We start from the raw sequence: 25,325 nt of genomic DNA, 5'->3' as shown, positions 1-25,325 counted from the left end.
TGGCATGGATGCTGACATGCCGAGTGCCGGAAGCACGTTCTCGCCCCTGATCTCGCTGAGGTGGACGGAGGGACGGTTGGGATCCCGGGACACCTCAGAGGTCAGGGTCCTCTTCCAGATCGACCTCGGTTCTCCCTTGGCTATCGCATGAGCCATTCAGGGTCGCCGCAACCTTATTTGCGCCGAGCAGGCGATAGACGCTGGCTCGGCCTATTCTCAGCTGTCGGGCGATCGCTGAGGGACCCACACCTTCCCCTGCCAGACGTCGCACCTCGTCAGCCGAGATCCGGGTTTTGCCGCCCTTGTAGATGCCGGCGGCTTTGGCCTTGGCGATCCCCTCCATCTGGCGCTCTCGCCGCAGGTTGGTCTCGAACTCGGCGAACACCCCGAGCATGTCGAGGAAGGCCTTGCCGGCGGCGGTGCCAGTATCGATCGGCTGTTCGGTGGCGACGAGAGAGGCGCCCTTGGCCTTGAGCTCGCGGACGATGTCCTGGAGGTCACCGAGGGATCGGGCGAGGCGATCGATGCGGGTGACCACGAGGGTGTCGCCGTTGCCGATAAAGTCGAGGACGGTACGCAGCTCGGCGCGTCCGGTGACGGTGGATCCGGTGATCTTCTCGGATCGGATGACGCCGCATCCTGCGGCTGAGAGGGCGGCGAGCTGGAGGGAGAGGTCCTGATCCGTAGTGCTGACGCGCGCGTAGCCGATTTTGCCCATTGTTCGTCTCGCCAGGATCTAGAGCCTCACTTCTACCTGTCTCATGGTCTGATTTGCAACCCTGTTGAGACGGCCGAGGCTGTCTCATGCATCTGTCTCAACAGGGTATGCTGATAGGCGACGCCTGACTCGACAGCTCGACTTGGCTCTGCCATGTTGCCATTATGTTCCTAGGGGGCCAGGAATGACGCCAAAGGTCTTCGTCTCACATAAGCAAGAGGACTCCGAGCGAGCCGCGCTCATAGCTGCCCGTCTCCGGATGGGCGGCCTGGACGTGTATATCGACGTCATCGATGCTCAGTTAAGTAAAAGCGGACCAGATTTGGCTGATTATATACGGATGCGCCTCGATGAATGCTCGCAGTTGCTCGCCGTTATCAGTCCTATTACTCGGGCGTCGTGGTGGGTGCCATGGGAAATCGGGGTTGCCACGGAGAAGGAGCGCTTCCTGGCCTCATTCGTGTCGGACGGCGCGACCGTACCTGAGTTTCTTCAAAAATGGCCGTACCTTCAAAACATGGCCGACCTGGATAGATATATTACGGAGTCTAAGCGCGCGCAGCATCTCGTCGAGACTTACCGGCAACAAGGGTACGGGAGCACGGCGCAGTCGCGCGGTTTCAGGTCGTTCCATAGCTCTCTAAAATCGTCGCTTGGACAGCGGTAAACAACGGGGCGGCAGGAGGCAGAGTTTGTCAACGAAGAAAATTTTCTTCGTCGCATTCGCGATGGAGAACGAACGACAGCGGGATTTTCTTAAAGGTCAGTCGCTGCATCCACGGGCTCCATATAAGTTTATCGACCTTTCCGTGAAGGAGGCCTACGAAACGGATTGGAAGGACAAAGTCCGCACGCGGATACGGCGTTGCCATGGGTTGATCGTGTTGGTCAGCAGGAACTCGCCGCAGTCGACCGGCCAGAGGTGGGAGGTCGCCTGCGCGAAGGACGAAGGCAAGAAGATCATCGGCGTCTGGGCCCACGCCAGCGACCGGACCGAAATCGCTGGCGTGAGGACCGTCGTCTGGAGCGATGCCAACATCGCCGCATTCATCGACTCTCTGTGAGGGCATGATGCGGAAGGCCTTGATCATCGGCATTGATCACTACGATCGCCTCAAGCCACTGAAGGGCTGCGTCGCCGATGCGACCGCCGTCGCCGGCGTCCTCGAAACCAACTTCGACCAGTCGGTGAACTTCACCACGCCGAGGCTCCTGACAGCGACGGACAGAGGCAACCCGCTCGACCGACGGCAACTGCGCACGGAGGTTGAGGCCGTCTTCGCGGGCGATCCCGACGTGGCCCTGCTCTACTTCGCAGGCCACGGTTTCGTCGACGAGACGGGCGGCTTCCTCTGTGCCAGCGACAGCCAGGACGGCAACGACGGCCTCCCGCTGAGCGAAATCATGACGTTCGCTAGGCAGTCGAAGGCGAAGAACAGGATCATCATCCTTGATAGCTGCTACGGCGGCATAGCTGGGAACCGGGCGGGCGGCAGCGGCGTTGCCGAGATTGCCGAGGGGATGACCCTCCTCACCGCGTCGACCGAGAAGGAGTACGCGTACGAGGGCGGTAACGGCGCCCCCGGCGTATTCACCAACCTGCTGGTCCACGCGCTCGACGGGGCGGCCGCGAACCTCGTCGGGGACGTGACGCCGGGCAGCGTCTATGCCCACATCGACCAGTCGCTCGGACCATGGGGCGGGCAGCGACCGGTGTTCAAGACCAACGTGAAGTCGTTCGTGTCATTGCGCAGGGCCAAGCCCCCCATATCCCTCTCTGATCTTAAAAAGCTTGCTTCGCTCTTCCCAGCCCCGGGTCACAGGATCAAGCTCGATCCATCGTTCGAGCCCGAAAGGGAAAGGCCGGACACGGGGGTGGCGCCCAACCCCGCGAACACGGAGATCTTCGCCGTGCTCCAGAGCTACGTGAAAGTGAACTTGGTCCGGCCGGTCGGGGCCCCCCACATGTGGCATGCCGCAATGGACAGCCAGAGCTGCGAGCTGACCGTGCTCGGCGAGCACTACAGGCGGCTGGTGGCCGAGAAGCTGATCTGACCGGGGATGGCAGGCAATGGTTCGCGACCGTGGGGATGACGACGCGCTCATTGAGGAACTGGCGGCCATCGAGCACGAGCGGTGGTCCCACTGGCAGCGTTACGTCCATGCCAAGGCGGTCCGCCGGCCGGACGGGTCGCTGGTCCTGTCCGCCGAGTTGGTCGAGCGATGGGAGCGCCAATTCGGCATGCAGTACGAGGACCTACCCGAGGACGAGAAGGAGAGCGACCGGGAGCAGGTCCGGCGATATCTCCCGGTGCTGAAGCGCTGGTTCCAGGATGACGAAGAGAGGAGTGGGTGAAGTCGATGCCCGAAACTTTCGAAAGTGTGCGCGATCCGGTGCTGTCCCTGTTCCAATCGGCGGTTGCGGAGGTCGCTGAACGCATTGACGCCAAGGCCTCCGGACCGGGTGCACGACGGCTGGAACGGTCGGCCTCGGCGACGTTCAACGATGAGGCGACTGCAATCACGAGACGGGAGTGCGGGCGCGACGCGGGCATCGGGTCCGGGGTGCGGCCTTCCTCGCCGGCGGCGCGGGATCTGTCACCGGTCGATATAGGCAAGGTGTGCGTCGAACTGGCCTTGCGCTACGTGAAGGCCCTCGCCAGTGGCAACCAGGCTGCGCTCGCCGAGGTCGAGGACGAATACAGGACTGGGACCTGCGACGTGGAATGGGTTACGACCCTGCGTGCCTACGCGGGGTATTTCGGTCCGGACGGGAAGCGGAAGCCGATTCCGTACGTCCGGCCCGCGCAGGCCGGTCCGGAGACGCACGAGATCAAGGCCGGTTCGCGCCTTGCGCTCGTAAGCGATTGGGGCACCGGCGCACGGCCGGCCATAGAGGTCTTGAGGTCCATCGCAGGGGAGCACCCGGACGTGCTGGTCCACCTCGGGGATATCTATTACTCGGGGACCAGGAAGGAGTGCGAGGACAACTTCCTCCGCCCGGTGACGCGGGAGTTGCGGACCAAGCGACCAACCCTGGTGTACACGCTGTCCGGAAACCACGACATGTACTGCGGCGGGGTCGGATATTACGATCTGCTGCCGAAGCTGAACGAGGGCTCCCTCCGGCAGCGCGCGAGTTTCTTCTGCCTGCGCTCGGCGGACGAGAGATGGCAGTTCCTTGCCATGGATACCGGCCTGCACGACAACAATCCCCACTCAGTTGCCGATGCCCTGACCCACCTCGAAGACGACGAGCTGGAATGGCATTGCCAGCGGATCGAGGAGTTCGGAGGTCGGACCATACTCCTGTCGCATCACCAGCCGTTCTCCGCGTTCTCGGCCATCGGCGCCAAGCCGGCGCAAGGCAAGAGGAACCCAAGCAACCCCCACCTGATGCGTGCCTTTGAGCGCATGAACAGAGACGGCTGCGTGGCGGCCTGGTTCTGGGGCCACGAGCACTCGCTGGGGATCTACGAGCCGTTCTCGGGAATAAAAGTTGGTCGGTGCATCGGCCACGGCGCCGTCCCGGTGTCTGTCCTCGACAACATCTACAAGCCTCTCGACGACCTGGAGCAGACGCCCGCCATCATTGAGGGCACGAGGCTTCAGACGCGCGGCGGGGTCTTCACCCATGGCTACGCCGTCATCGACGTCGGGGTTGGCTCATGTCGGGCCCGATACATGCAGGTCACCGATGCTGGCACGGAGGAAATATTTTCCGAAGAGATCTCATGACGTTCGGGCGCGGGACCATCGAGTGGCGGCGCCATGTCGTCGGCCCGGTGCAGCGCTGACGTCCGCATCCCTCGATCCACCGCGAAACTCACAATCAGGCCGGTCCTTGCCCGGTCCGTCGACAGGCGGAAGTTGACATGGCACATAGCTGGAAGCGTGACCGGGCGGCCGAACACATCGCCGCCAAGATCAAGGACGTGAAGAAGGTCGAGATCGTCGACTTCAAGCGCGAGATGTCGCTCGGCAACATACCCACCGCGAAGGCCTATCGGATGAAGGCCGTGCATCTCTACGCGGACATCCTTAACCTCGACGACATGCTGAACTGCACGTTGAGCGAAGGGGAGACATGCCACAAGCGAACGCTTCGGTTCCTCGACCTGCACGGTCGAAGCGTGCGCCGCATCCTCAACAGGGCGGATGCGCTGCGCGTCGATTTTCATAACCAGCGGCTGCACGCCGTCGTCCACAAACCCTACGACAGCGACGACGAGGAGGACGGCGGCGCCGAAGCCCGGAGGCTCCATCGCGCGGTCGCCATCGCCCAGCTCGTCATCGACGTTTGCGCGGCCACAGGCGACGACGACGAGTATGTTCCCGCGGCCAGGGTCAGAGTCGGGATAGATAGCGGTCTCGCCCTCGTCGTGAACAACGGCCGGAACGGCGGTCGCGAGCCCTTGTTCCTGGGGGATCCAGCGAACCATGCCGCGAAGTTCTCAGCGGCGGGGTCCGCGGTCGGCATATTCCTGACGAACAACGCCCGGCGCGCGATAGGCCTGACCGAGGTCAAGGAGCCGTCCAAGACCAAGATGACCGCCAGCGAGGTAGCCCTGTCGCAGGCAGACGCCAAGCTCGGCCTCGACGTAGAGGATCTCGCGGAAGAATGGCGCGCCGACCTCGCTAAGAACCCACTCTCCAACTACGAGTTTTCGCGCCACACGCCGCCTTTGCGCACCATAGACATTATCGCGCTGACACCATCCAACTCCCGACGTCAGGAGGCCGTCTCCGTCTATGCGGATATCGATGGCTTCACGGCCTACGTGGCCCGCCACCTGGAAGCGAGGACGTCGGAGGATGTCGTACGCGCCTTGCACGTCATCCGCGCCGAACTCGACCGCGTGATGGGCGTCGACTTCGAGGGCCGGCGGGTCCGTTTCATCGGCGACTGCATCCACGGCTTGCTGTGCGAGGGAACGGCGCAGACGACCGACGACGAGGAGACGGTGAGCACGGCCGTACTGTGCGCCGGTGCCCTTCGGAGCAGCTTCGAGCTCGCCTTGGAGAAGCTCGACGAGGAGGGGGTCGACGTGAAAAAGCTCGGGCTTGCGATAGGCATCGAGTTCGGCCCGATGACCCTGACGCGGCTCGGCGCGCACGGGGACCGCTTGCGATGCTCGGTGAGCCGCGGCGTACTGGCTTCGGAGTCCGAACAGAAGCGTTGCACGGGCACGCAGACGGCCATCGGGCAGGTCGCATACAAATCCGGGACGCAAGCAGTCAGGGACCTGTTCGGCCCGTCCCGGCGCTTCGACGGCCTCGACTACAACGAGGCGGTGGAGGGACTTGCAGCCGACGGCGACCGGACCGCCAAGGCCATCAAGGCCGAGGCGTTCGCCGCCGCGGCGCCGGCGGTCAAAAGGGCTGCCGATCAAGTGGTCACACCCTACGTCGAGGTCGGCGGGGAATGATCCAGCCGGCGGCGGTCGAGATCCTCGCGTCGGCAGCCCCGGCATATGGGATCACGCCGCTTCTCTCGACCAATGGTCTCCTACGCGCGGCCGTGCCCATCCTGATGACGGACGGGAGCCTCCACGGCTACGAACTTGAGGTCCAGGCGAGCGGCGGCCGGCCATATGTTCGGGAGGCGACCTTAGGGGCTCGTCTCCCGGCGTTCTGCCCGATGCGGCACATCAATGCCGATGGGTCGTTCTGCCTGAACTGGGAGCCCTATGAGAACCTAGCACTCGAAGCCACCGCGGAAGGCGCGACATGGTGGGGTGCCGTGTTGCAGTTCCTACGCCTGCAGGAGCGTGCGCGGCGCCTGCGCCGATGGCCGGACCGTCGCGAATGGGCCCATGGCGGCGCTGCCGTACATCAGCGCAAGGCGCTCGAAGCGGCCGCGGCGGTCTCGCCCCGGCTGCGCGACCGGCTGTTCCAAGGACGTGTGGCCACGGTTCGGTCAAAAGGGTGTTCGTCGCAGGGGAGCGCGGTTCGGTTGCAGGTTGACGGCCGGACGATGGCGCGCATCTTCGTCATGCATCGTCGCCCGGCGACGCTTCGGCAAGCCTGCCCCTGCGGGCAGGACGAGCGGCCCTTGACCCTCCGGCGATGCCGCGACCATGCCGGCCGCCTAGTCGAGATCGTCGGCGCGATGCAGGACATGGCCACCGCGGAGCGGTCGTTCTGGAAGTCGTTCGAAGGCAAGGATTGTTGCGGGACCATGGACGGTTGCCCGCTGGGCGTCGCCAGGCCGTGAGGCCCTGGCGCGGCAAAGGCGCATCGGGTGGGTGCGCGTAACAGTCGGGAGGATGTGCCATGCTCGAACGGTTTCAAGGCGAACGGGGCCGGGTGCGCCTCGTGGAAGAGATGGGCCGCCAAAGGCTCGTTACCGGGACGCCTGGCCTTGCCGAAGCCCTGGTCGACGTGGGCGAGCTCGTACGCATCGAACGCGGAACCTCAATCATTGAGCAGGGAGGCACCGACAACGACCTGTTCTTCATCATAGTCGGCAATTTCGAGATCGTCGTGAACGACCATCGCGTTAACATGCGTAGCCGAGGAGATCAGGTTGGCGAGATGGCAGCCGTCGCACCATTCCAGGCGCGCGCAGCGACCGTGACCGCGACGACCGAGGCCGTCGTCCTGAAGGTCAGCGAGGCCGAATTCTCCGTCGTTGCCGACCGGTATCCCGAGGTCTGGCGACGCATGGCGCAGGAGTTGGCGCGACGCCTAGAGCAACGAAACGCGCTGATCCGACCTGCAAACGAAAAGCCGCGTGTATTCCTGTTCTCATCCTCGGAGGCCCTTCCGGTGGCACGAGCCATCGAGAATGCGCTCGCGAACGACCCGTTCCTGACGGTCGTTTGGGCGAACGGTGTCTTCAAGGTGACGAACTACACGCTTGAGACGCTGGAAGAGGAGTTGATGCAATCTGATTTCGCGGTAGCGGTCGCTCACCCCGACGACAAGACAGAAGTCCGCGACGAAGAGTGGCCAACGCCCCGGGACAACGTTGTGTTCGAACTGGGCTTCTTCATGGGGAGCTTGGGACGCCAGCGCGCCATCCTAATGGAGCCGAAGGGCTCGAAACTTAAGCTGCCGAGTGATTTGGCTGGGATCACAACGATTAAATATCAGTTCACGCCTGGCAGCGACGTTAGCGCCCTCATGGGACCTGCCTGCAACATATTACGAGACCACATTTTGCGCCTTGGGCGAAATATTTAATCGACCTAAGCAAACTGATTGCATCTACAGATGCATTGTCCCGTAGTTGGGCGGTACGGGTTTTGGGCGAACTGGAATATCTCGTCCGTCCAGGCTTTGCAGATGGCCATATGGTGTGTGAGTCTGCATAGCGTCTTCACGCGACGGGTGAATATGCAGCTAGCTTCAACGTCGGTGGGATGCGCCCGAATGAAGCTGGTCATTGCTGTCGTAGTTGACCTGGGCACGCTCGCTCCCGCATGCCATCGGCCGTCGAAAAGCGCTTCTTCCCTATGGCGACAGTCTTCTGGTTGTTGCCATAGCGCTTAGCAAGGATCCTAATGCTTTTTTGACTATGCTGCATCGCTCAACCGACTTCCGGTAATTACCCAGGGGATATTTTTTGGCACGCGCGTTTGTCGGCCCGTCCTGTGTTGGGATGGCGGGGGCGGGAGGGTTAATTACCCAGTGGGGTGTCGGGACGGCGCAGCTCGGTCGCGAGAGGGGGCGTCGGACCGTCCCCTTGCCGGACGGCTGTTTGGCTGGTTCCCTGTCGGGATGAGCCGCAGTGACCTCGAGCGCCTGAGCAAGGAGGAACTGATCGAGTTGGTGCTGAAGCTGCACCGGCCCGAGAAGACGTCGCGCACCTCGTCCAAGCCGCCGGCGAGCGACCGCAAGGAGCGTCGCGAGAAGTCCCGCCCGGGTGGGGCCAAGCCTGGACATGAGGGCCACAAGCGGGCGCTGACGCCGGATCCGAATCAGGTGGTGGAGCATCGGCCCTCCGCCTGCTCATCGTGCGGCGAGCTGCTGCCGGCCGATCTTCCGGCCGAGACCGTCAGCGTGCACGAGCGCATCGACCTGCCGCTCGTTCGCCCGGTGGTCGAGCAGCACCGGCGCTTGTGCGTGACCTGCCCGGCCTGCCGGACCCGGGTCGCCGCCCCGCGGCCGGCGGGAGCCGACGCGACGCCGTTCGGGCCACGGCTGCACGCGGTGGCGACGTACCCGAAGACCTTTCAGGCGCTGTCCTACGACCGGTTGCAGGCGGCCCTGTCGGACCTGTTCGGGCTGCGGCTGAGCCGGGGCGGGCTGATGAACCTGCTGCGGCGCGCCCAAGGCTGTTTTGCCGAAGGCCGGGACGCCGCGCTGGCGCGTCTGCGCCAGGCTCCGGTGGTCGCCTCGGACGAGACCGGGGTGCGGATCGAGGGCGCCAACAGCTACCACTGGGTGTTCCGCTGCCAGGACGCGGTCGTGCATCACGCCGCCCCGAGCCGGTCTGCTGCCGTGGTCGGCGAGGTGATGGCCGGGCACCGGCCTTTGGTGTGGATCTCCGACCGGTACTCGGCCCAGCAGGGCCACGGCGAGCACCAGCAGACTTGCCTGGCGCATCTCGCCCGCGACGTGGCCTACGCGGTCGAGGCGGGCGACGATCTGATCGCCTTGCGGCTCACGTGGTGGCTCGACAAGGCCTTCGGGCTCGCCCGAGGGCTGACCGAGTTGGCCGCCTCGACCCTGGCGCGCAAGCGGCGCGAGTTGGAGCAGGACCTCGATGCCATCCTGAAGGCCCCGGCGACGTGCGATCTGACCCAGGCGCTCCAAGCCCGGATGGGCCGGGCGCACGATCAACTCCTGACCTTCCTGGCCTTCCTGGGGCAGGTGGACGTGACCAACAACGCCTGCGAGCGCGACCTGCGGCCGGCGGTGGTCCAGCGCAAGGTGACGAACGGCTATCGGGCGATGTGGGCGGCCAAGGGCGAGGCAGACGTGCGCACCGTCGTCGCCACTGCCGCGCTCAAGACCAAGGCCACGCCCTTCGCCACCCTGCTCACCACCATCACCGCCTGATCACCCCCCACCATCCCGAACAGGACGGGACGACGAACGCCCGCGTCAAAAACACCCCGTGGGTAATTACCATAGGTGAGATCCTATTGATTGCGAGCACTTGCCGCGATCGCTCTGCATAATCTCGCGGCTTGTCTGCAGAAGCATGCTTGAGTGAAGGAGCGCGGAAGAGCTGAAGGCTGTGTCTGTACGAGGCAATTTCGACATGAGAACACATGTCTATGAGGAAAGAAAAATTATGTAAGACCTGCGGCGATTTGCGTTATACAAATAATATTTTACAGCAAAGAGGTGTCGCTGTTCCTAATATTGATACCGCTCGTGTGGAAAGAAAACAGCCAGGGCATGGAACGGTCCATGGGGGAAGGCTCTAATGGACAAGGCAGATAGGATCATCGATTGATTGTCGGACCCTTTTTCTGAAATTTGGATGGCTAACAGGATTTCCTGACAACCTCCGGCACGCGCGGCTGTGGCGTAAGGCGCGTCAGCTCTGGCCGACCCGCCTGCATGTAAGGAAAACGGTCAGACACTGTTGGCGAATTCCGTCTGGGAATGCCAGGAGGCCGGCGCTCGTTGGGATCGCACTCGGGCGAAGCAGCCGCGCGAGACGCCAAGCCGAAAGGCCGCTGGAATTCGACAACAGTGTCCGGTCATTTTTCATACATCTTGGCCACAGGATGGGATGCTGGAATGCCCGCGCGACACCAAACGAATAGCTTAATTTAGAATTACTCTAAGATGAACCCATCGACCGCCTGAACGTTGGAGCGCAAGTCGCATACCCCGGTGGAGTACCGTGCTGAGGGTGCCACCGAGCTCCGACTAGGAAAATTCCAATCAGGAGGCCCCGATGTACTATTTCGACAAGCGCCTGCAGTACCCGGTGAAGGTCGAGAAGCCCGATCCCTTGTTCGCCCGCCAGCTCCAGCAGGCGATCGGCGGCATCGAGGGCGAGATCCGCGTCTGCCTGCAGTACTTCTTCCAGGCCTGGGGCGCCCGCGGGCCGAGCACCAAATACCGCGACATTTTGCTGAACACCGCGACCGAGGAGATCAGCCACATCGAGATGCTGTCGACGGCGGTCGCCCTCAACCTCGAGGATGCGCCGGCGACGCTGCAGGAGACCTCGGTCCAAGGCAACCCAATCGTCGGCGCGGTGATGGGGGGTGAGCAGCCGCGCCACGTGGTCGAGGGCATGCTCCAGCGCCACCTGCTCTCCACCGGTATGGCCGCATTCCCGGCCGATTGCGATGGGGCACCCTTCAACTGCTCGCACGTCTATGCCAGCGGCAACCTCGTCGGCGACATGTTCTGCAACGTGGCGGCGGAGGCGACCGGCCGAACCCTGGCGGTCCGGCTCTACAACTCCACCCATGACAAGGGCATGCAGGACATGCTCAGCTTCCTCATCGCCCGCGACACGATGCACCAGCAGCAGTGGCTGGCGATCATCGAGGACATGGGCGGACTGAAGGAGTCGCTGCCGGTGCCCAACAGCTTCGACCAGTCGAAGGAGGCGCAGGAGTTCAGCTACATGTTCATGGGCACCGAGCGCAACGGCACGCCGGTTCCACCCGGCCGCTACTCGGAAGGCCCATCGATCGACGGCAAGGGCCAGTTCCACTTCAAGGCGTTCGAGCCCCTTGGCGAGGAGCCGGTGCTCGGCCCGGCCCGGCCTGACTCAGGTGCGCAGAAGGAGCAAATGACAGCTCCGCCGGTGACCAACAGCAAAATCTGACAAGGCACGGCATAGCTTCTGCCGGCAAGGCATCGGGCAGGGTTGATTCATCCTGCCCGACGCTCTGCTTCTTAAGAGAAGTGAATGCCTTACCAAGTCGCTGACGTTATATAACAGCTGGTTAGCCGTGCTCGCTCTTCAATCTGATTTTGCCTTTCAGATGATCCTTGCTGCGGGCGTAATGCCCAAGCGCCGCGGTGAGACGGAAGACATGCGGATCGTAGCGGTGGACGAGGCTCTGAAAAATATATTTTACCTTAGACACCATCAAAATCAAAAAATTATCCTATTCGATTTCACGATAACCCTCGAGGCCAGCTATCAACAAGTAACTTCATCAAGTAGGCTGCAATGATAGAAGTCTTTAGGATCCAAGCTGCTTTGTGTCGCTGCAGCGCGTCGCGCTTATGATATGGAAGAGATACTGGCATTTGCATCCCATCGAGTTGCTGCGCACGACTCATCGCATCAGCTATCAATCCTGCCAATCTGGGGTCGGCCACGTCGTTCAACGCGCTGACAATCATGGGCAGGCAGTGCGGGGTGGCATGCGCGAGTGCGGTCTCGAAAGCGGCATGTGCCTCGGCCACCCGATCGTTCTCGGTATGAATCATGCCTAGGTTGAGGGCGGCCCAGCAATCGCCCGCAGCCGTAGCGGCTCGGTAACAGCGGAGGGCAGCCACGCGGTTGACAGGAGTGCCCCACCCTTCTTCGTGGCAGCGCGCCAGCATACCGAGGGCTTTGCTGCTCGCCTCACGCTCGTCGCGCTCAGCCGCTGCCGAGAAGCAGCGAAACGCCTCCGCATGGTCACGCCGCACATCTCCGTACAGCAGCAGGCACCCGGTGTTGTAGAGGCCCCACGCATGCCCGCCCGCAGCCGCGCGGCGATAATGGCTGAGCGCCTCCGCGTGGCTCGCCGGCACGCCCCAACCAAGTTCGTGGCAGCGCCCGACCATGTTGCATGCGTCAAGGCTGCCGATGGATGCAGCGCGCCGGAACCAGGTGAAGGCCGCCGTGGGATCACGCGGCACGCCGTGCCCATCCAGCAGCATCTGCCCGAGAACTACCTGGGCCGAGCGGAAGCCACGCTCCGCGGCGAAGCGGATCCAGCGCGCTGCGCTGTCCGGCGATCCGTCAAGGATGCGGCGCCAGTCGGCTTCCGTGTTGTGGTGCAGCTCCCAGAGCGCAGGTTCTGCCGTACCCATAGATTGTGTCCGCCTCGCGCCGGTGGATCTCACGGCTTCGCCGCTCTCCCGCAGCCGTCACTCGCTTGGAAAAGTAGAATTATTCCATTTAACATCAGACGAAGATTCTCGAGAGAGCTAGATTGTAACTATTGTAGATTGTTGCGACAGCGCATCATACGTGGAAACAGCATATATCATCCATTGCCTCACGCCCACGTGAACGTCTATGCCTCCATTGTTCCTGGAGGGTAGAGATGCGTACGGAGTTGTCGTTTCGAGACGCGGGCACCGTAGGCTCGCTGGGCGTCGGTCTCGCAGCCAGTCTCGGCACGTTCATTCCTTTCGACGCCTACGCTCAGAACCCAGGATCCGCTCCCGTGGATAGCGGGGTAATCCCCCTCGAGGAGATCACCGTCGCGGGCTACGATGGCCGTCTGCCCAACACTCTCAACGCCGATCTCGGGCTGTCCCGCTTTCCCGGCCGCGTTCAAGACACCCCGCAGGCCGTCACCGTGGTGCCAGGCGAGGTCATTCGTCAGCAGCAGGCCACCACGCTTGAGCAGGCCCTGCGCAACGTGCCGGGCATTACACTCAGCTCCGGCGAGGGCAACGGTGGCCTCAACGGCGACCAGTTCCGCATCCGCGGCTTTCAGGCCAAGAACGACGTCTACCTCGACGGCCTGCGCGACTTCGGCGTCTACGCCCGCGACAGCTTCAACATCGGTGACGTCGTCGTCATCAAGGGACCGTCATCCGAGACCCTCGGCCTCGGCACCGCGGGCGGGGCGATCAACATCATCTCGAAGCGCGCCCTGCTGACAGACTTCACGGCCGTCGACGCGCTCGGCGGCAGCGGTCCCACCGCGCGAGGCACCTTCGACATTAATCGAAAGATCGACGAGACCACCGCGATCCGCATCACGGGCGTGGCCCACCGCCAGGACATCCAGGACCGGGACCACACGAAGTCTGATCGCTACGGCCTCGCCGCCTCGCTCGGCTTCGGGCTCGGCACCGACACCACCTGGCACCTGAACTACCTGTTCCAACACAGCGAGCGCACGCCCGATTACGGCGTGCCGACAGTGCAGCGCCCCGGCGACCGCTACGCACGGCCGATCACCGAGTTCGGGCTCGACCGCTCGACGTCCTACGCACGCGAGACAGACCGCGATAACGCCAACGTGCACCTCCTCACTTCGCTGATGAAGTGGACGGTCACGCCTTGGCTCACGGTCACCAATGATACGCGGCTCTCATTCTACAGCCGCAACTTCGCGAGCACGAACCCGCTCTGCACCAACAGCACCGCTGCGCCAGCGACCTTCTGCGCCCGGGACTTCTTTGCAGGCGGCAATCCGTTTGTCACCTACAGCGCCGGCGGTGGCACGGCGTTCGATCAGGACGCCTGGGGTGCGCAGAACGTCACGACCGCGGTGGCTAAGTTCCACACGGGCTTCCTGCGCCACGAGGTGGTGGCCGGCCTCGATGCCTTCTACCAGAATGATCGCCGCATCAACTTCGCGGTGGCTGGCACCCGGCCGAACCAGCGCCTGCTGGCACCCGACCCGACACAATCCGGCTACGCGCTCTACCGGAATTACAACAACCAGCGCGTGGGTGACGGTGCGAACCTCGCCGGCTTTTTCAGCGACCGGATCTGGCTCACCGAGCAGTTCTCGTTGCTTGGGGGCGTACGTGTCGACCGGTTCGTCAGCACCTATGCCACCACCAACACCACGACGGGCATCTTCGGCTCGACGGTCACGGCGGCCTCCACCGGCGTCAGCCCGAAGGGCGCGGCGATCTGGCAGCCGACGCCGGATCAGACCTACTACGTCACCTACGCCAAAGGCTTCTCGCCACAGGGACAGTACGTGGCGAACTCGACCGGCATCGAGGTGCCGAGCACGGCCGCCCTCAAGCCTGAGGAAAGCGACCTCTACGAGATCGGCGGCAAGGTCAGCGTGCTCGGTGGGCGCCTCGGTCTCGCCGCGGCCCTGTTCCGGGTCGACAAGAGCAACAGCTTCGACGTCGATCCCGTCACTGGCGGCCTGATCCTTGGCGCGCTCGATGCGGGTGAGCGGCGGCGCGTCGACGGCTTCGAGTTCACGGCGACGGGGCGGCTCACCGAGGAGTGGAGCCTGCTTGCCGGGTACACGCATCTGAACGGGAAGGTCCTGTCGGGTGCCAATATCGGCAAGGTGGCTCCCTACGTGCCCGAGAACGCCTTCACGTTGTGGACGACCTACGACCTAACCTCGGTGATGCGGTCCCTATGGGACCTGCCCGGCAAGATCACGGTCGGTGGCGGCGTCACCTTCGATGATGGCTACTTCCCGGCCAGCGACAACGTCACGCGGATCCCCGGCACCTTCTCGCTCGACGCGCTGGTCTCCTACGAGACCGAGAACTACCGGATCGCGGTCAACGCGTACAACCTGACGGACGAGTTGAACTATTCGGGTGCCTTCTCCACCCGGGCCATCCCGACCTCGGGACGCACGGTCCTGGTCAGCCTGGGCACGCGGTTCTGAGATGCTCGTCCACGTTCGCAACGTCCTCACAACCGAGGAGGTCGCCCATTGCCGCACTCGCCTCGAAGCGAGTGAGTGGGTCGACGGCCGCGTCACTGCCGGTGCTCAGGCGGCACGCGCCAAGAACAACCTGCAGATCCCGGAGGACGCGCCCATCGCCCGGGACCTCGGCGATCTCATCCTGCGGGCGCTCGGGCGCAGCCCGCTCTTCAACGCTGCGGCGCTGCCCCTGCGAGTGCTGCCGCCGCTGTTCAACCGCTACGATGTCGGCATGGGCTTCGGCGCCCATGTCGACGGGGCGGTCCGGATGGTGCCGGGCGCCGGGATCCGGATGCGTGCCGACGTCTCGACCACCTTGTTCCTCACCGAGCCTGACGCCTACGACGGCGGCGAACTGGTGATCGAAGACACCTTTGGCGCGCATTCGCTGAAGCTGCCGGCCGGGGACATGATTGTCTATCCCGCGACCTCCCTGCATCGGGTCGAGCCGATCACCCGCGGCTCGCGGTGGTCAGCGTTCTTCTGGTCGCAGTCCATGGTCAAGGACGACGGTCAGCGCGCGCTGCTCTTCGCCATGGACCAGGGTATCACCGGGGTTCGGCAGAAGCTCTCGGATGAGGATCCGGCTGCTGTCGCCCTGACGAGCTGCTACCACAACCTGCTGCGCCGCTGGGCCGAGATGTGAGCGACCACGTTCTGCCGCAGGACAGCGCTTTGGTCGCAGGGCACCCGGTGCCGTCCGCCAGCGAGGATCGACACCGTGCTCGGAAGCGGCGGGCGTTCTGGCTGAAGCAGCTCTACGCGTGGCACTGGATCAGCTCGGCCCTATGCCTCGTCGGCATGCTTCTGTTTGCAGTGACCGGCATCACCCTGAACCATGCGGCGCAGTTGGAAGCACGGGCGCGCGTCGCGACCCGCGAGGCGGCGCTGCCGGCCGACTTGCTGCCCCTGGTGCAAGCCCTGCCATCCCGCGGGCGGGGCCCACTGCCGCCCGCTGTCGATGCGTGGCTGAGCCGAGAGATCGGGATCCGGCCGACACCCGAGGCGGAGTTCTCGTCCGACGAGGTCTCGCTCTCTCTACCGCGTCCAGGCGGCGACGGCTGGGTCAGTCTCGCGCGCCGGGGTGGGAGCGTCATGCACGAGGTCACCGACCGCGGCTGGCTGGCCTACCTCAACGACCTGCACAAGGGCCGCCACACCGGCTCGGCCTGGTCGTGGTTCATCGACGGGTTCGGGGCCGCCTGCCTGGTCTTCTGCCTCACCGGGCTGGCGCTGCTCTGGTTCCACGCCGGGCGCCGGCCCGCCACCTGGCCGGTGGTCGGTTTGGGCCTCCTGGCTCCGCTCCTCATCGCCCTGCTGTTCATCCATGCCTGAGGTCCGCCCCTTGCGTTCGAGCGTCACCGCGCTGTTCTCCGCCCTGCTCACGGCGCCTACCGGAGCGAGCGAGCTGACCGTCAGCGTGCAGATCCCCCGCCTCGAGGTTGCCGAGTATCACCGGCCCTACGTGGCCGTCTGGCTCGAGCGGCCGGACCAGAGCGTCGCGGCCAACCTAGCCGTCTGGTACGACATCGCCAAGCCCGGCCGAGAGGGCACCAAGTGGCTCAAGGACATGCGGCAGTGGTGGCGCCGCGTCGGCCGCGAGCTCGAGATGCCGGTGGACAGCGTCAGCGGCGCCACCCGACCTGTCGGGGAGCACGCCCTGCGCTTCTCCGCCGATGCTGCGCCGCTGAAAGATCTCGCACCCGGCTCCTACCAGATCGTCGTCGAGGCGGCGCGCGAGGTGGGCGGACGCGAGATCGTCCGCTTGCCGCTGTCCTGGCCTGCCGGTGAGCCCGGGGCCAAGGAGGTGCGCGGTGCCGAGGAACTCGGTCGTGTCGCTGTCACCCTCACCCCCTAATCGTTGCCTGCTGCGAGGCTCCTCATGCCCCTCCGACCTTTCCGCCGCGCGGCCGTGGCCGCGCTACTCGCCGCCATTGTGCCGTTGTCCTGGCCCGCGCAGGCCCATCGGGCCTGGATGCTGCCCTCGGCCACCGTGCTGTCGGGCGCGGATGCCTGGGTGACGGTCGACGCGGCGATCTCGAACGATCTGTTCTACTTCGAGCACTTTCCGATGCGGCTCGACGGGCTCACGGTGACGGGGCCAGACGGCCGCTCTGTGCCGGTGCAGAATGGCAGCACCGGCAAGTACCGCAGCACGTTCGACCTCCACCTCGACAAACCGGGTACGTACCGGGGGAGCGTGGTTCAGTCGGCCGTGTTTGCCAGCTACAAGCTCAACGGAATGTCGAAGCGCTGGCGGGGCGCCCCAGAGAACCTGGAGAAGGAGGTGCCGCGCGAGGCAGAAGGGCTGCAGGTGACGCAGTCGCAGCAGCGCACGGAGGTGTTCGTCACGTCCGGCAAACCGAGCGAGGTCGCCCCGGATCCCAGCGCTGCAGGGTTGTCGCTGCGTCCCATGACCCACCCGAACAGCCTCGTCTCCGGCGAGGCGGCTCGGTTCGTCCTGCTCCTTGACGGTTTACCTGTGCCGGACGTCGAGATTGAGGTCGTGCCGGGCGGCATCCGCTACCGCGACAAGCTGAACGACTTCAAGCTGCGCACGGGAGCGGATGGAAGCTTCGTGGTGAGCTGGCCGGCGCCCGGCATGTACTGGCTCAGCGCCACCGTGCAGGACGGCAAGGCGACGATGCCGAATGCGCGGCGTCGGGCGACCTACAACGTGACGTTGGAAGTTCTGCCTCCGTAGCGCCGTGCGACGCGTCCTGATCCCGCCCGCTCTGCCTCCGATCGGCTGCGCCGCGCCGGAGGGTACCCTCGTCGCGTGGTCGGGTGAGATGATGGGTACGACCTGGTCCGTGAAGGCCGTCGTGCCTGATGGACATCAGGCCGAGGATGTTCGCACCGGTTTCACGCTGCTCCTCGATGGCATCGACCGCGAGATGAGCCAGTGGCGGCCGGAGTCGGACCTCACGCGCTTCAATCAGGCACCGGCCGGCACATGGGTGCCATTACCAAGCCAGCTGCGGAAGGTTCTCGCAGCGGGGCTCGACCTCGCGCGCCTCACGGACGGAGCCTACGATCCGACGATCGGGGCCCTCACCGACTTGTGGGGTTTCGGCCCGCCGGGCCCGATCCGATGCAGGCCTGGTGCAGCCGCGATCCAGGCAGCGCAGGCGCGGAGCGGCTTTGCCCGCGTTCGCCTTGATCCAGCCTCAGGCGCCGCCTTCCAGCCGGGCGGGATACAGCTCGACCTCTGTGGCATCGCCAAGGGCTACGCGGTCGACGTGGTATCGGAGGCACTCACCGCGCGTGGGTTGACGAATCACCTCGTCGAGATTGGGGGTGAGCTGCGCGGTGCTGGCATCAAGCCGGACCGTACACCATGGTGGGTGCGGTTAGAGGAGCCGCCCGGCAGTGAGCGGCCTGCCACTGTCGTCGCCCTGCACGGGCTCGCCGTCGCAACCTCGGGCGACTACCGACGCGTTCTCTCATGCGAGGGAGAACGCCATGGTCACACCCTTGATCCTCGCACCGGAGTTCCGCTCTCGAACGGACCGCTTGTCGCCACAGTCCTGCATGCAGCGTGTCTGGTCGCAGACGTGGCGGCCACTGCGCTGATGGTGCTGGGTCTCGCTGACGGCTTGGCCTTTGCGGAGCGCCATCGCTTGGCAGCACGCGTGATCACGCGAGCAGCAGATAATCAAGCGCATGAATATACGAGTTCGATATTTAAGAGAATGCTATCATAGTCAGTTAATAGTATAAAAATTCGACATACTTGGATAAGTGGATACGGAAACATGCCATGAGACGACGTCGATGCACGATGTGATTGCCGCGCAGATGTAATCACGTTCTATACGCCAAGCTTATGCGAGCGCCGAGCGCCGAGCGCCCGCGAGTGCAATCAATAGCACGCCGCTAGGAACCGCCCCCTCATCAGGACTTCTCGGCGGCGCTCGCATAGGGGAGGCGTATGGACCCAGCTTCCATGGCTGTTATGTCACAATTTAAAAAATTGAGAGATCATGCTCACTCCAGCCTGTGCTGGATTGCGCCTCTCGATCGAGATCATGCATGCCCGCTTCAGGTTCGATTGGTCCTTGCTGGCGTACCACGCCATGGCAATCACATGTACGATCATCGATGTATCTTTGTTGAAACGCTCTAAAGTAAATAGCCGTCACATCGTTTGGCAGAACCGACTTATTGCGCTAGTCATCCCAGATGGCCCGCCGCGTGAGCTACCAGATCTTCGACACACCAGACGGACGCTTTGCCGTCACGGTGACTATCGAACCGGACAAGACGATGGTCCGAACCGGCTTTGCGACTCAGGCTGAGGCCGGAGCTTGGGTGGAGGGGCTGCGGGACATCATGACGGCCCTTGGGGCCCCCGTGAGCCTCGCCTTTCCTGAGTATCCCAGCTCCCTACCCCTGAACGATGTGCTGGCCTTCATCCGCGATGCACCGAGCGAAGCCGACTGATTGCCACTGTCCGGCACGTCCGGCTCAGATACCCATACCTTAAAACGGCCAAGGTTTGCGGCGAGGAGTTACCCCTTGCTGCCGCAATGAGCGGCACGACAGGCCATACCCGGCACGCTGATGCCATCGGACCCGCAAGGGTCGATGGATACAAATCAAGAACCAAAGCGGACAAATAATAAACATAGCCGGCTGACTGTTAGTTCGTCAGCTTTGGCCGCCCTTCAGATCCGCTGAACCTCCTTCGGATCGAGCTACAGTTTCCGGCTCACAGGGCGCGGCGTCGGTCTTCGAAAATCACAAATCGTTGCGCTTCTGCCGTTCCGGATAGCAGGCGGCTTCAAGGTTCAGGGTGATGGTGCAGAGCTGCGTTCCTGCTTCGTCACGGACATGACGGTCCCCCGGATCTTGGTCCGGCCGAGGGTTGAGCCTCCGGCTCTCATTCGGCAGCCTCTCGGGCCGCCGCCAAGGCGAATTCCTGGGGCGTCCGCCACCCCAGGGCTGTGTGAGGACGGCTCTCGTTGTACTGCCGCCGCCACGCCTCGATCTTGGCCCTCGCGTTGGCCAGCGACAAGAACCAGTTCGCGTTCAGGCACTCGTCGCGCAGCCGCCCGTTGAACGACTCGACCAGCGCGTTGTCGGTTGGCTTGCCAGGCCGCGAGAAATCCAGCGCGACGCTGTTCTCGTAGGCCCAGCGATCGAGCGCCTTCGAAACGAACTCAGGCCCATTATCGACCTGAATCGTCTCCGGTACTCCGCGCAGGATTGCCAAGCGGGCAACGACAGCCACGACCTGCTCGCCCTTGATGCCCTGATCCACCTCGATCCGCAGAGCTTCGCGCGTGAAGGCATCCACCACCGTCAAGGCTCGTAGCCAGCGGCCGTCGAAGAGCGCGTCGGAGACGAAGTCCATCGACCAGCGCTCGTTGGGCCGCACTGGGGCAGGCCGACGCTCTCGGTGGGCCGCGCTGACGTGCCGGCGCGGCCGCTTGAGCCGCAGGCTCAGGCCCTCGTCCCTGTAGAGCCGGTGGACCCGCTTGCGGTTTACCCGCCAGCGCGAAGAAGATCTTCCGCCACAACGATCTCCAGCACCTGGAGGAGCTGCTTCAGGAGGCCGGCGACCGGCCGAAGCTGATCGTGTTCGAGTCGGTCTACTCGATGGACGGAGACGTGGCGTCGGGCGGCAAGATCTGCGACCTCGCCGACCGCTACGGCGCCATGACATACCTCGACGAGGTCCACGCGGTCGGCCTCTACGGCCCGCGCGGCGCCGGCATCGCCGAGCGCGACCGGGTGATGCACCGGGTCGACGTGATCGAGGGCACGCTCGCCAAGGGCTTCGGCTGCGTCGGCGGCTACATCACCGCCTCGGCGGCGATCTGCGACGCGGTGCGCAGCTTCGCGCCCGGCTTCATCTTCACCACGGCGCTGCCGCCCGCGTTGGCGGCGGCGGCGCGCGCCTCAGTGCGCCTCGCGCTCGCGCACCGAGCGCGAGGCGCACCAGCGCCAGGCGGCGGCCACCAAGCTGGCCCTGAGCGCGGCGGGCCTGCCGGTCCTGGAGACCGAGACCCACATCGTGCCGGTGATGGTCGGCGACGCCGAGCTGTGCAAGGTGGCGGCCGACCGCCTGCTGGAGCACCACGCCATCTACATCTAGCCGATCAACTACCCGACGGTGCCGCGCGGCACCGAGCGCCTGCGGATCACGCCGTCGCCGTTCCACGACGAGGCGCAGGTCAGCAAGCTCACCGCGGCGCTCGCCGAGACCTGAGACGCCCTCGGCATCCCGCATGCCGGCACCGCTTTCGTCGAGGCCGCGGAGTAGCCCGTGCGAGCACCTTGCACGGAAATCCGAAGCGCCCGGAGCGGCGGCATCGCGACCGTGCGTCGTCCTTGATCTATCCCAAGGCCAGGCTTCCGGGACCGTGGAAAGTGAGCGGCGTTCAACCGGAGAGTACCTCGATGGGCGCCCCTCTATCCCTTGCGTGGAACCCGATCTGGGCCTTCGCGACGCTGTTCGTCTCGGCGGTCGCCGTAGGGGGATTGGCCGTGGCCGCCGCGTTCGCGCTGCTTGCCGTGACCTTGGTCCTCAATGCCGGAGGCTTCTTGTTCTACGCGCTGGTCACCGGCACCAAGATCCTCGCGCCCCTGGTCCTGGCGGCCATGATCCTGCCGAGCGGGCTGCTCGGGTTCTGCCGCTCGCAACGGGGTTGAGGCGACCCGTTCGTCCAGCCATCGCCGGCGGCCCCGCCCGCGTCCGGCCTACGGTCCCGAACGATGCCGCGGGTCCGGCGCGACGATAGCACGCCTGTCTCGGCCCGGTGCCCGGCCCGTCGAGGCAACACGATGAACGCTGCTACACGGCGGCTCCCGTCACCGCGGAGGGTACCGACGGGCCCTCCGCTCGTCAGCCTCCGCTATCCCGGCCTGTCGCTGCAAGATTGCCGCGGGGGCGTTTGCCGCCTGACGTGGGCGCCGCGCGGTAGCGGCTTGGCGACGCTGCAGAACCTGCGCGGACACGCCATCGCCGTCTTCGCCACCGCATCGACGGCAAGCTCGATGTCAGCGCGGCCCAGAACGTGAGCGACAGGATCACAGCGCAGCCGTCGGGCGGCACGCTGCCGGACGCGGTCGTCGCGGCCGCCGTCCGGCTCGCGCGGGACGTGGGACATGCGCGCCTCGCCATCAAGCCCGCGGAAGGGGGCGCTAGTGCACTGACGCCTTCAAAAGGTACATAGTTCGTTGCGATTTCCGCTGCGTTTGCAGGCGGTTGGCGAGATCGGGCGTGGTGCTTTCGTCGGCGTCAGTGCACTAGCGGACGACGCCGATACCCGGCCCGAGCGGGCTTCGTGGAGGAAGGACAACTACCGGTTCGGGCGCCGCCCGCCGGCGGGCGGCACCGCGGCAGGCCGTTTGATCGAAATCAAGGCTCCGGGCCACCCAGCCACCTAAGCGCAGGCGTAGCCGTTTTTGCGCGAGGCGAATCGAGCGAGCCATGGCCGCGACACCAGCATCCAAGTACATGACCGAGGGGGAGGTCGGCCTAAGCCTGGCTCTTCTCACCGGCGCCTTCCTCTGCGCCCTGGCCTCGGCCCGCGCGGTCGACGCGCCGTTCTCCGTCCATATGGGCGTGTTCGCGCTCGCTGCGGTGGCGGGCATCGCCGCCATCCTGAAGCGCTACGAGGGACGGTCGGTCGAGGCGCCCCCGCAAGAGATCGACGGCAAGCCCAACTACAACATCGGACCGATCAAGTTCACGGCCGTCGCAGCGATGGCCTGGGGCATCACCGGCTTCCTAGTCGGATGCATCATCGCCTTCCAGCTCTGGGCGCCGTCCCTCAACCTTGGCCTCGAATACGCGAGCTTCGGCCGCCTAAGGCCGCTACACACGTCGGCGGTGATCTTCGCCTTCGGCGGCAACGTCCTGATCGGCACCTCTTTCTACGTCGTGCAGCGGACCTGCCGGGCGCGCCTCGCGGGCGAGCTCGCGCCCTGGTTCGTGGTGCTCGGCTACAACCTGTTCATCGTCGTCGCCGGCACCGGCTACCTCATGGGCGTGACCCAGTCGAAGGAATACGCCGAGCCCGAATGGTACGCCGACCTATGGCTGACCGTCGTCTGGGTCGCCTACCTCCTCGTGTTTCTGGCCACGCTCCGCAAGCGGACCGAGCCGCACATCTTCGTGGCGAACTGGTTCTACCTCGCCTTCATCGTCACCATTGCGATGCTGCACATCGTCAACAACCTCGCGATGCCGGTGAGCTTCCTTGGCTCCAAGTCGTACCCGATGTTCGCGGGCGTGCAGGATGCCTTGATCCAGTGGTGGTACGGCCACAACGCGGTGGGCTTCTTTCTCACCGCCGGCTTCCTGGCGATCATGTACTACTTCGTCCCGAAGCGCGCCGAGCGGCCGATCTACTCATATCGTCTATCGATCATCCACTTCTGGGCCCTGATCTTCATGTACATCTGGGCGGGGCCGCACCACCTGCACTACACGGCCCTGCCGGATTGGGCGCAGACGCTCGGCATGACCTTCTCGATCATGCTGTGGATGCCGTCCTGGGGCGGGATGATCAACGGCCTCATGACGCTGTCGGGTGCCTGGGACAAGCTGCGCACCGACCCCGTGCTGCGCTTCATGGTCGTCTCGCTAGCCTTCTACGGCATGGCGACCTTCGAGGGGCCGATGATGTCCATCAAGGCCGTGAACTCGCTCTCACACTACACGGATTGGACCATCGGCCACGTGCATTCGGGTGCGCTCGGCTGGGTCGCCTACATCTCCTTCGGCGCGCTCTACTGCCTCGTCCCGTGGCTGTGGAACCGGCGTGAGGTCTACTCGCTGAAGCTCGTCGAGTGGCACTTCTGGGTCTCGACGCTGGGCATCGTGCTGTACATTACCTCGATGTGGGTCGCAGGCATCATGCAGGGCCTGATGTGGCGCGCCTACAATGCCCTGGGCTTCCTCGAATACTCCTTCGTGGAGACCGTCGAGGCGATGCAGCCCTACTACCTGGTGCGGGCGCTGGGCGGCGTGCTGTTCCTGATCGGCGGGCTGATCATGGCCTACAACCTCGTCATGACCATCGCGGGCAAGACCGCGGTCGAGAGCAAGCCGCTGCCCGGCGGCGAGGTGCTTCCCGGAACCGTCGGCCTCGCTCCGGCGGAGTGAAGTCTCCGGGCCGCCCGAAGGGGCGGCCCGTCCGCAAACGCGTCACGCCCGTCACATACGGAAGAAGTCCGATGGCCACCGCCCAGCCCGGCCTCTGGAAGAGGCACGAGATCTTCGAGAAGAACTCCATCATTCTGCTCATCGGCGCGCTGCTCGTCGTGGCCATCGGCGGCCTCGTCGAGATCACGCCGCTCTTCTACCTGAAAAGCACCGTCGAGAAGGTGGAGGGAGTCCGCCCCTACACGCCGTTGGAGCTCGCCGGCCGCAACATCTACATCCGCGAGGGCTGCTACCTCTGCCACAGCCAGATGGTGCGCCCGATGCGCGACGAGATCGAGCGCTACGGCCACTTCTCGCTCGCCGCCGAGAGCATGTACGACCACCCCTTCCAGTGGGGCTCGAAGCGGACCGGCCCAGATCTCGCCCGCGTCGGCGGCAAGTATTCCGACCAGTGGCACCGCGAGCACCTGAAGGACCCGCGCGCCGTGGTGCCGGCCTCGATCATGCCGGCCTACGCCTTCCTCGACCGGCCCCTCGACGCCGACGCCATCGCCGACGACCTGAAGGCCAACCGGGCGCTCGGCGTGCCCTACACCGACGAGATGATCGCTCTGGCCCGGACCGACCTCAAGGCGCAGCTCGATCCGGACGGTGCCGGCGCCGCCGACCTCCAGCGCCGCTACCCGGGGGCCACCGTGCGGGACTTCGGCGGCGATAAGGGCAAGGCCGCCGAGATCGACGCGCTCGTCGTCTACCTGCAGGTGCTCGGCACGATGGTCGACTTCAAGATCTACGAAGACAAGAAAAACCTCAGGTGAGTGCCATGACGTACGAGAACGCTTCCGCCTTCGCCCAGACCAGCGGCCTCCTCTACTTCGTCGGCATTTTCCTCGCCGTGATCCTGTACGCCTTCTGGCCGCGCAACCGCGCCCGGTTCGACGCGGCCGCCCATCTCCCCCTGATCGAGGACTGA

The 25,325-nt window shown here is 64.6% G+C and carries 23 protein-coding genes and 2 pseudogenes; 22 read left to right on the top strand and 3 right to left on the bottom strand.

The window, feature by feature from the left end:
* Nucleotides 1-94: 94 nt before the first annotated feature.
* Entirely contained in the window at nucleotides 95-718 is a 624-nt protein-coding gene (locus G4G93_RS26380) for a recombinase family protein (RefSeq protein ID WP_083469290.1), read from the bottom strand.
* Nucleotides 719-902: 184 nt separating this feature from the next.
* Here G4G93_RS26380 and G4G93_RS26375 point away from each other — a divergent pair, with 184 nt between their 5' ends.
* The 10 genes from G4G93_RS26375 to G4G93_RS26330 all read left to right on the top strand — a co-directional run bounded on the left by G4G93_RS26375 (nucleotide 903) and on the right by G4G93_RS26330 (nucleotide 11,468).
* Complete coding sequence (locus tag G4G93_RS26375; RefSeq protein ID WP_048445559.1) at nucleotides 903-1,385, top strand: toll/interleukin-1 receptor domain-containing protein; 483 nt, start codon at nucleotides 903-905, stop codon at nucleotides 1,383-1,385.
* Nucleotides 1,386-1,410: 25 nt separating this feature from the next.
* On the top strand, nucleotides 1,411-1,782 hold the full coding sequence (locus tag G4G93_RS26370) for a TIR domain-containing protein (protein WP_048445560.1): 372 nt from the start codon (nucleotides 1,411-1,413) through the stop codon (nucleotides 1,780-1,782).
* A gap of 7 nt (nucleotides 1,783-1,789) precedes the next feature.
* Complete coding sequence (locus G4G93_RS26365; RefSeq protein ID WP_048445570.1) at nucleotides 1,790-2,773, top strand: caspase domain-containing protein; 984 nt, start codon at nucleotides 1,790-1,792, stop codon at nucleotides 2,771-2,773.
* Nucleotides 2,774-2,789: 16 nt separating this feature from the next.
* A complete protein-coding gene (locus G4G93_RS26360) occupies nucleotides 2,790-3,074 on the top strand; it encodes a hypothetical protein (RefSeq protein ID WP_048445561.1) in 285 nt (94 codons plus the stop codon).
* 5 nt (nucleotides 3,075-3,079) lie between these two features.
* Nucleotides 3,080-4,456: a metallophosphoesterase family protein gene (locus tag G4G93_RS26355; RefSeq protein ID WP_048445571.1), complete on the top strand. Its 1,377-nt coding sequence runs from the start codon at nucleotides 3,080-3,082 to the stop codon at nucleotides 4,454-4,456.
* Nucleotides 4,457-4,593: 137 nt separating this feature from the next.
* Nucleotides 4,594-6,147 (top strand): adenylate/guanylate cyclase domain-containing protein, encoded by a 1,554-nt coding sequence (locus G4G93_RS26350; RefSeq protein ID WP_048445562.1) that lies wholly within the window; start codon nucleotides 4,594-4,596, stop codon nucleotides 6,145-6,147.
* Nucleotides 6,144-6,935, top strand: a complete 792-nt coding sequence (locus tag G4G93_RS26345) for an E2 domain-containing protein (protein ID WP_053080424.1) — start codon at nucleotides 6,144-6,146, stop codon at nucleotides 6,933-6,935. Before G4G93_RS26350 ends, G4G93_RS26345 begins: the two co-directional genes overlap by 4 nt.
* 59 nt (nucleotides 6,936-6,994) lie before the next feature.
* The gene (locus tag G4G93_RS26340) at nucleotides 6,995-7,906 is read left to right on the top strand and encodes a TIR domain-containing protein (protein ID WP_165088702.1); all 912 of its coding nucleotides are present in this window, start codon (nucleotides 6,995-6,997) and stop codon (nucleotides 7,904-7,906) included.
* A gap of 537 nt (nucleotides 7,907-8,443) precedes the next feature.
* Nucleotides 8,444-9,727 (top strand): IS66 family transposase, encoded by a 1,284-nt coding sequence (tnpC, locus tag G4G93_RS26335; RefSeq protein ID WP_165088700.1) that lies wholly within the window; start codon nucleotides 8,444-8,446, stop codon nucleotides 9,725-9,727.
* Between the two features lie 853 nt (nucleotides 9,728-10,580).
* The gene (locus tag G4G93_RS26330) at nucleotides 10,581-11,468 is read left to right on the top strand and encodes a manganese catalase family protein (protein WP_048443128.1); all 888 of its coding nucleotides are present in this window, start codon (nucleotides 10,581-10,583) and stop codon (nucleotides 11,466-11,468) included.
* A gap of 296 nt (nucleotides 11,469-11,764) precedes the next feature.
* Here the strand turns inward: G4G93_RS26330 and G4G93_RS26325 are convergent, their stop codons facing one another.
* A complete protein-coding gene (locus G4G93_RS26325; RefSeq protein WP_083469068.1) occupies nucleotides 11,765-12,673 on the bottom strand; it encodes a tetratricopeptide repeat protein in 909 nt (302 codons plus the stop codon).
* 236 nt (nucleotides 12,674-12,909) lie between these two features.
* On the opposite strand from G4G93_RS26325, the gene G4G93_RS26320 reads away from it, so the two are divergent.
* From G4G93_RS26320 to G4G93_RS26290, 7 genes are all read left to right on the top strand, one after another.
* A complete protein-coding gene (locus G4G93_RS26320) occupies nucleotides 12,910-15,192 on the top strand; it encodes a TonB-dependent receptor (protein WP_048443127.1) in 2,283 nt (760 codons plus the stop codon).
* A 1-nt stretch (nucleotide 15,193) separates the two neighbouring features.
* Nucleotides 15,194-15,877, top strand: coding sequence for a Fe2+-dependent dioxygenase (locus G4G93_RS26315; protein WP_048443126.1), 684 nt, complete (start codon nucleotides 15,194-15,196; stop codon nucleotides 15,875-15,877).
* Nucleotides 15,874-16,566, top strand: coding sequence for a PepSY-associated TM helix domain-containing protein (locus G4G93_RS26310; RefSeq protein WP_245239631.1), 693 nt, complete (start codon nucleotides 15,874-15,876; stop codon nucleotides 16,564-16,566). The genes G4G93_RS26315 and G4G93_RS26310 overlap by 4 nt, the downstream gene beginning before the upstream one ends.
* A gap of 10 nt (nucleotides 16,567-16,576) precedes the next feature.
* Nucleotides 16,577-17,089 carry a DUF2271 domain-containing protein gene (locus G4G93_RS26305; RefSeq protein ID WP_048443125.1) on the top strand — a complete coding sequence of 171 codons (513 nt, stop codon included), beginning with the start codon at nucleotides 16,577-16,579 and terminating at the stop codon, nucleotides 17,087-17,089.
* Between the two features lie 24 nt (nucleotides 17,090-17,113).
* Nucleotides 17,114-17,935, top strand: coding sequence for a DUF4198 domain-containing protein (locus G4G93_RS26300; protein ID WP_048443124.1), 822 nt, complete (start codon nucleotides 17,114-17,116; stop codon nucleotides 17,933-17,935).
* 4 nt (nucleotides 17,936-17,939) lie between these two features.
* Complete coding sequence (locus G4G93_RS26295) at nucleotides 17,940-18,938, top strand: FAD:protein FMN transferase (RefSeq protein WP_083469067.1); 999 nt, start codon at nucleotides 17,940-17,942, stop codon at nucleotides 18,936-18,938.
* A 490-nt stretch (nucleotides 18,939-19,428) separates the two neighbouring features.
* Nucleotides 19,429-19,677, top strand: coding sequence for a hypothetical protein (locus G4G93_RS26290; RefSeq protein ID WP_157080509.1), 249 nt, complete (start codon nucleotides 19,429-19,431; stop codon nucleotides 19,675-19,677).
* Between the two features lie 439 nt (nucleotides 19,678-20,116).
* Here G4G93_RS26290 and G4G93_RS26285 read toward each other — a convergent pair.
* Nucleotides 20,117-20,731: pseudogene (locus G4G93_RS26285) on the bottom strand (IS3 family transposase); the annotation flags it as partial.
* A gap of 5 nt (nucleotides 20,732-20,736) precedes the next feature.
* Between G4G93_RS26285 and hemA the strand changes: the two are divergent.
* The 5 genes and pseudogenes from hemA to G4G93_RS26260 form a co-directional block, all read left to right on the top strand.
* A pseudogene (gene hemA / locus G4G93_RS26280) lies at nucleotides 20,737-21,448 on the top strand (5-aminolevulinate synthase); the annotation flags it as partial.
* Between the two features lie 191 nt (nucleotides 21,449-21,639).
* On the top strand, nucleotides 21,640-21,891 hold the full coding sequence (locus G4G93_RS26275; RefSeq protein WP_048443121.1) for a hypothetical protein: 252 nt from the start codon (nucleotides 21,640-21,642) through the stop codon (nucleotides 21,889-21,891).
* 781 nt (nucleotides 21,892-22,672) lie between these two features.
* A complete protein-coding gene (gene ccoN, locus G4G93_RS26270) occupies nucleotides 22,673-24,352 on the top strand; it encodes a cytochrome-c oxidase, cbb3-type subunit I (RefSeq protein WP_048443120.1) in 1,680 nt (559 codons plus the stop codon).
* Nucleotides 24,353-24,423: 71 nt separating this feature from the next.
* The gene (gene ccoO / locus G4G93_RS26265) at nucleotides 24,424-25,170 is read left to right on the top strand and encodes a cytochrome-c oxidase, cbb3-type subunit II (RefSeq protein WP_048443119.1); all 747 of its coding nucleotides are present in this window, start codon (nucleotides 24,424-24,426) and stop codon (nucleotides 25,168-25,170) included.
* 5 nt (nucleotides 25,171-25,175) lie between these two features.
* Nucleotides 25,176-25,325: a cbb3-type cytochrome c oxidase subunit 3 gene (locus G4G93_RS26260; RefSeq protein ID WP_048443118.1), complete on the top strand. Its 150-nt coding sequence runs from the start codon at nucleotides 25,176-25,178 to the stop codon at nucleotides 25,323-25,325.

Source organism: Methylobacterium sp. DB0501 (genome assembly GCF_011043735.1).
Lineage (GTDB): Bacteria > Pseudomonadota > Alphaproteobacteria > Rhizobiales > Beijerinckiaceae > Methylobacterium > Methylobacterium alsaeris.
This window is presented reverse-complemented; position numbering and strand designations above follow the sequence as displayed.

What these genes read in the sequence shown, in the direction of transcription:
- G4G93_RS26380 (WP_083469290.1), bottom strand. Translation starts at nt 718, where the DNA reads ATGGGCAAAATCGGCTACGCGCGCGTCAGCACTACGGATCAGGACCTC.
- G4G93_RS26375 (WP_048445559.1), top strand. Translation starts at nt 903, where the DNA reads ATGACGCCAAAGGTCTTCGTCTCACATAAGCAAGAGGACTCCGAGCGA.
- G4G93_RS26365 (WP_048445570.1), top strand. Translation starts at nt 1,790, where the DNA reads ATGCGGAAGGCCTTGATCATCGGCATTGATCACTACGATCGCCTCAAG.
- G4G93_RS26360 (WP_048445561.1), top strand. Translation starts at nt 2,790, where the DNA reads ATGGTTCGCGACCGTGGGGATGACGACGCGCTCATTGAGGAACTGGCG.
- G4G93_RS26355 (WP_048445571.1), top strand. Translation starts at nt 3,080, where the DNA reads ATGCCCGAAACTTTCGAAAGTGTGCGCGATCCGGTGCTGTCCCTGTTC.
- G4G93_RS26350 (WP_048445562.1), top strand. Translation starts at nt 4,594, where the DNA reads ATGGCACATAGCTGGAAGCGTGACCGGGCGGCCGAACACATCGCCGCC.
- G4G93_RS26345 (WP_053080424.1), top strand. Translation starts at nt 6,144, where the DNA reads ATGATCCAGCCGGCGGCGGTCGAGATCCTCGCGTCGGCAGCCCCGGCA.
- G4G93_RS26340 (WP_165088702.1), top strand. Translation starts at nt 6,995, where the DNA reads ATGCTCGAACGGTTTCAAGGCGAACGGGGCCGGGTGCGCCTCGTGGAA.
- tnpC (WP_165088700.1), top strand. Translation starts at nt 8,444, where the DNA reads ATGAGCCGCAGTGACCTCGAGCGCCTGAGCAAGGAGGAACTGATCGAG.
- G4G93_RS26330 (WP_048443128.1), top strand. Translation starts at nt 10,581, where the DNA reads ATGTACTATTTCGACAAGCGCCTGCAGTACCCGGTGAAGGTCGAGAAG.
- G4G93_RS26325 (WP_083469068.1), bottom strand. Translation starts at nt 12,673, where the DNA reads ATGGGTACGGCAGAACCTGCGCTCTGGGAGCTGCACCACAACACGGAA.
- G4G93_RS26320 (WP_048443127.1), top strand. Translation starts at nt 12,910, where the DNA reads ATGCGTACGGAGTTGTCGTTTCGAGACGCGGGCACCGTAGGCTCGCTG.
- G4G93_RS26315 (WP_048443126.1), top strand. Translation starts at nt 15,194, where the DNA reads ATGCTCGTCCACGTTCGCAACGTCCTCACAACCGAGGAGGTCGCCCAT.
- G4G93_RS26300 (WP_048443124.1), top strand. Translation starts at nt 17,114, where the DNA reads ATGCCCCTCCGACCTTTCCGCCGCGCGGCCGTGGCCGCGCTACTCGCC.
- G4G93_RS26275 (WP_048443121.1), top strand. Translation starts at nt 21,640, where the DNA reads ATGGGCGCCCCTCTATCCCTTGCGTGGAACCCGATCTGGGCCTTCGCG.
- ccoN (WP_048443120.1), top strand. Translation starts at nt 22,673, where the DNA reads ATGGCCGCGACACCAGCATCCAAGTACATGACCGAGGGGGAGGTCGGC.
- ccoO (WP_048443119.1), top strand. Translation starts at nt 24,424, where the DNA reads ATGGCCACCGCCCAGCCCGGCCTCTGGAAGAGGCACGAGATCTTCGAG.
- G4G93_RS26260 (WP_048443118.1), top strand. Translation starts at nt 25,176, where the DNA reads ATGACGTACGAGAACGCTTCCGCCTTCGCCCAGACCAGCGGCCTCCTC.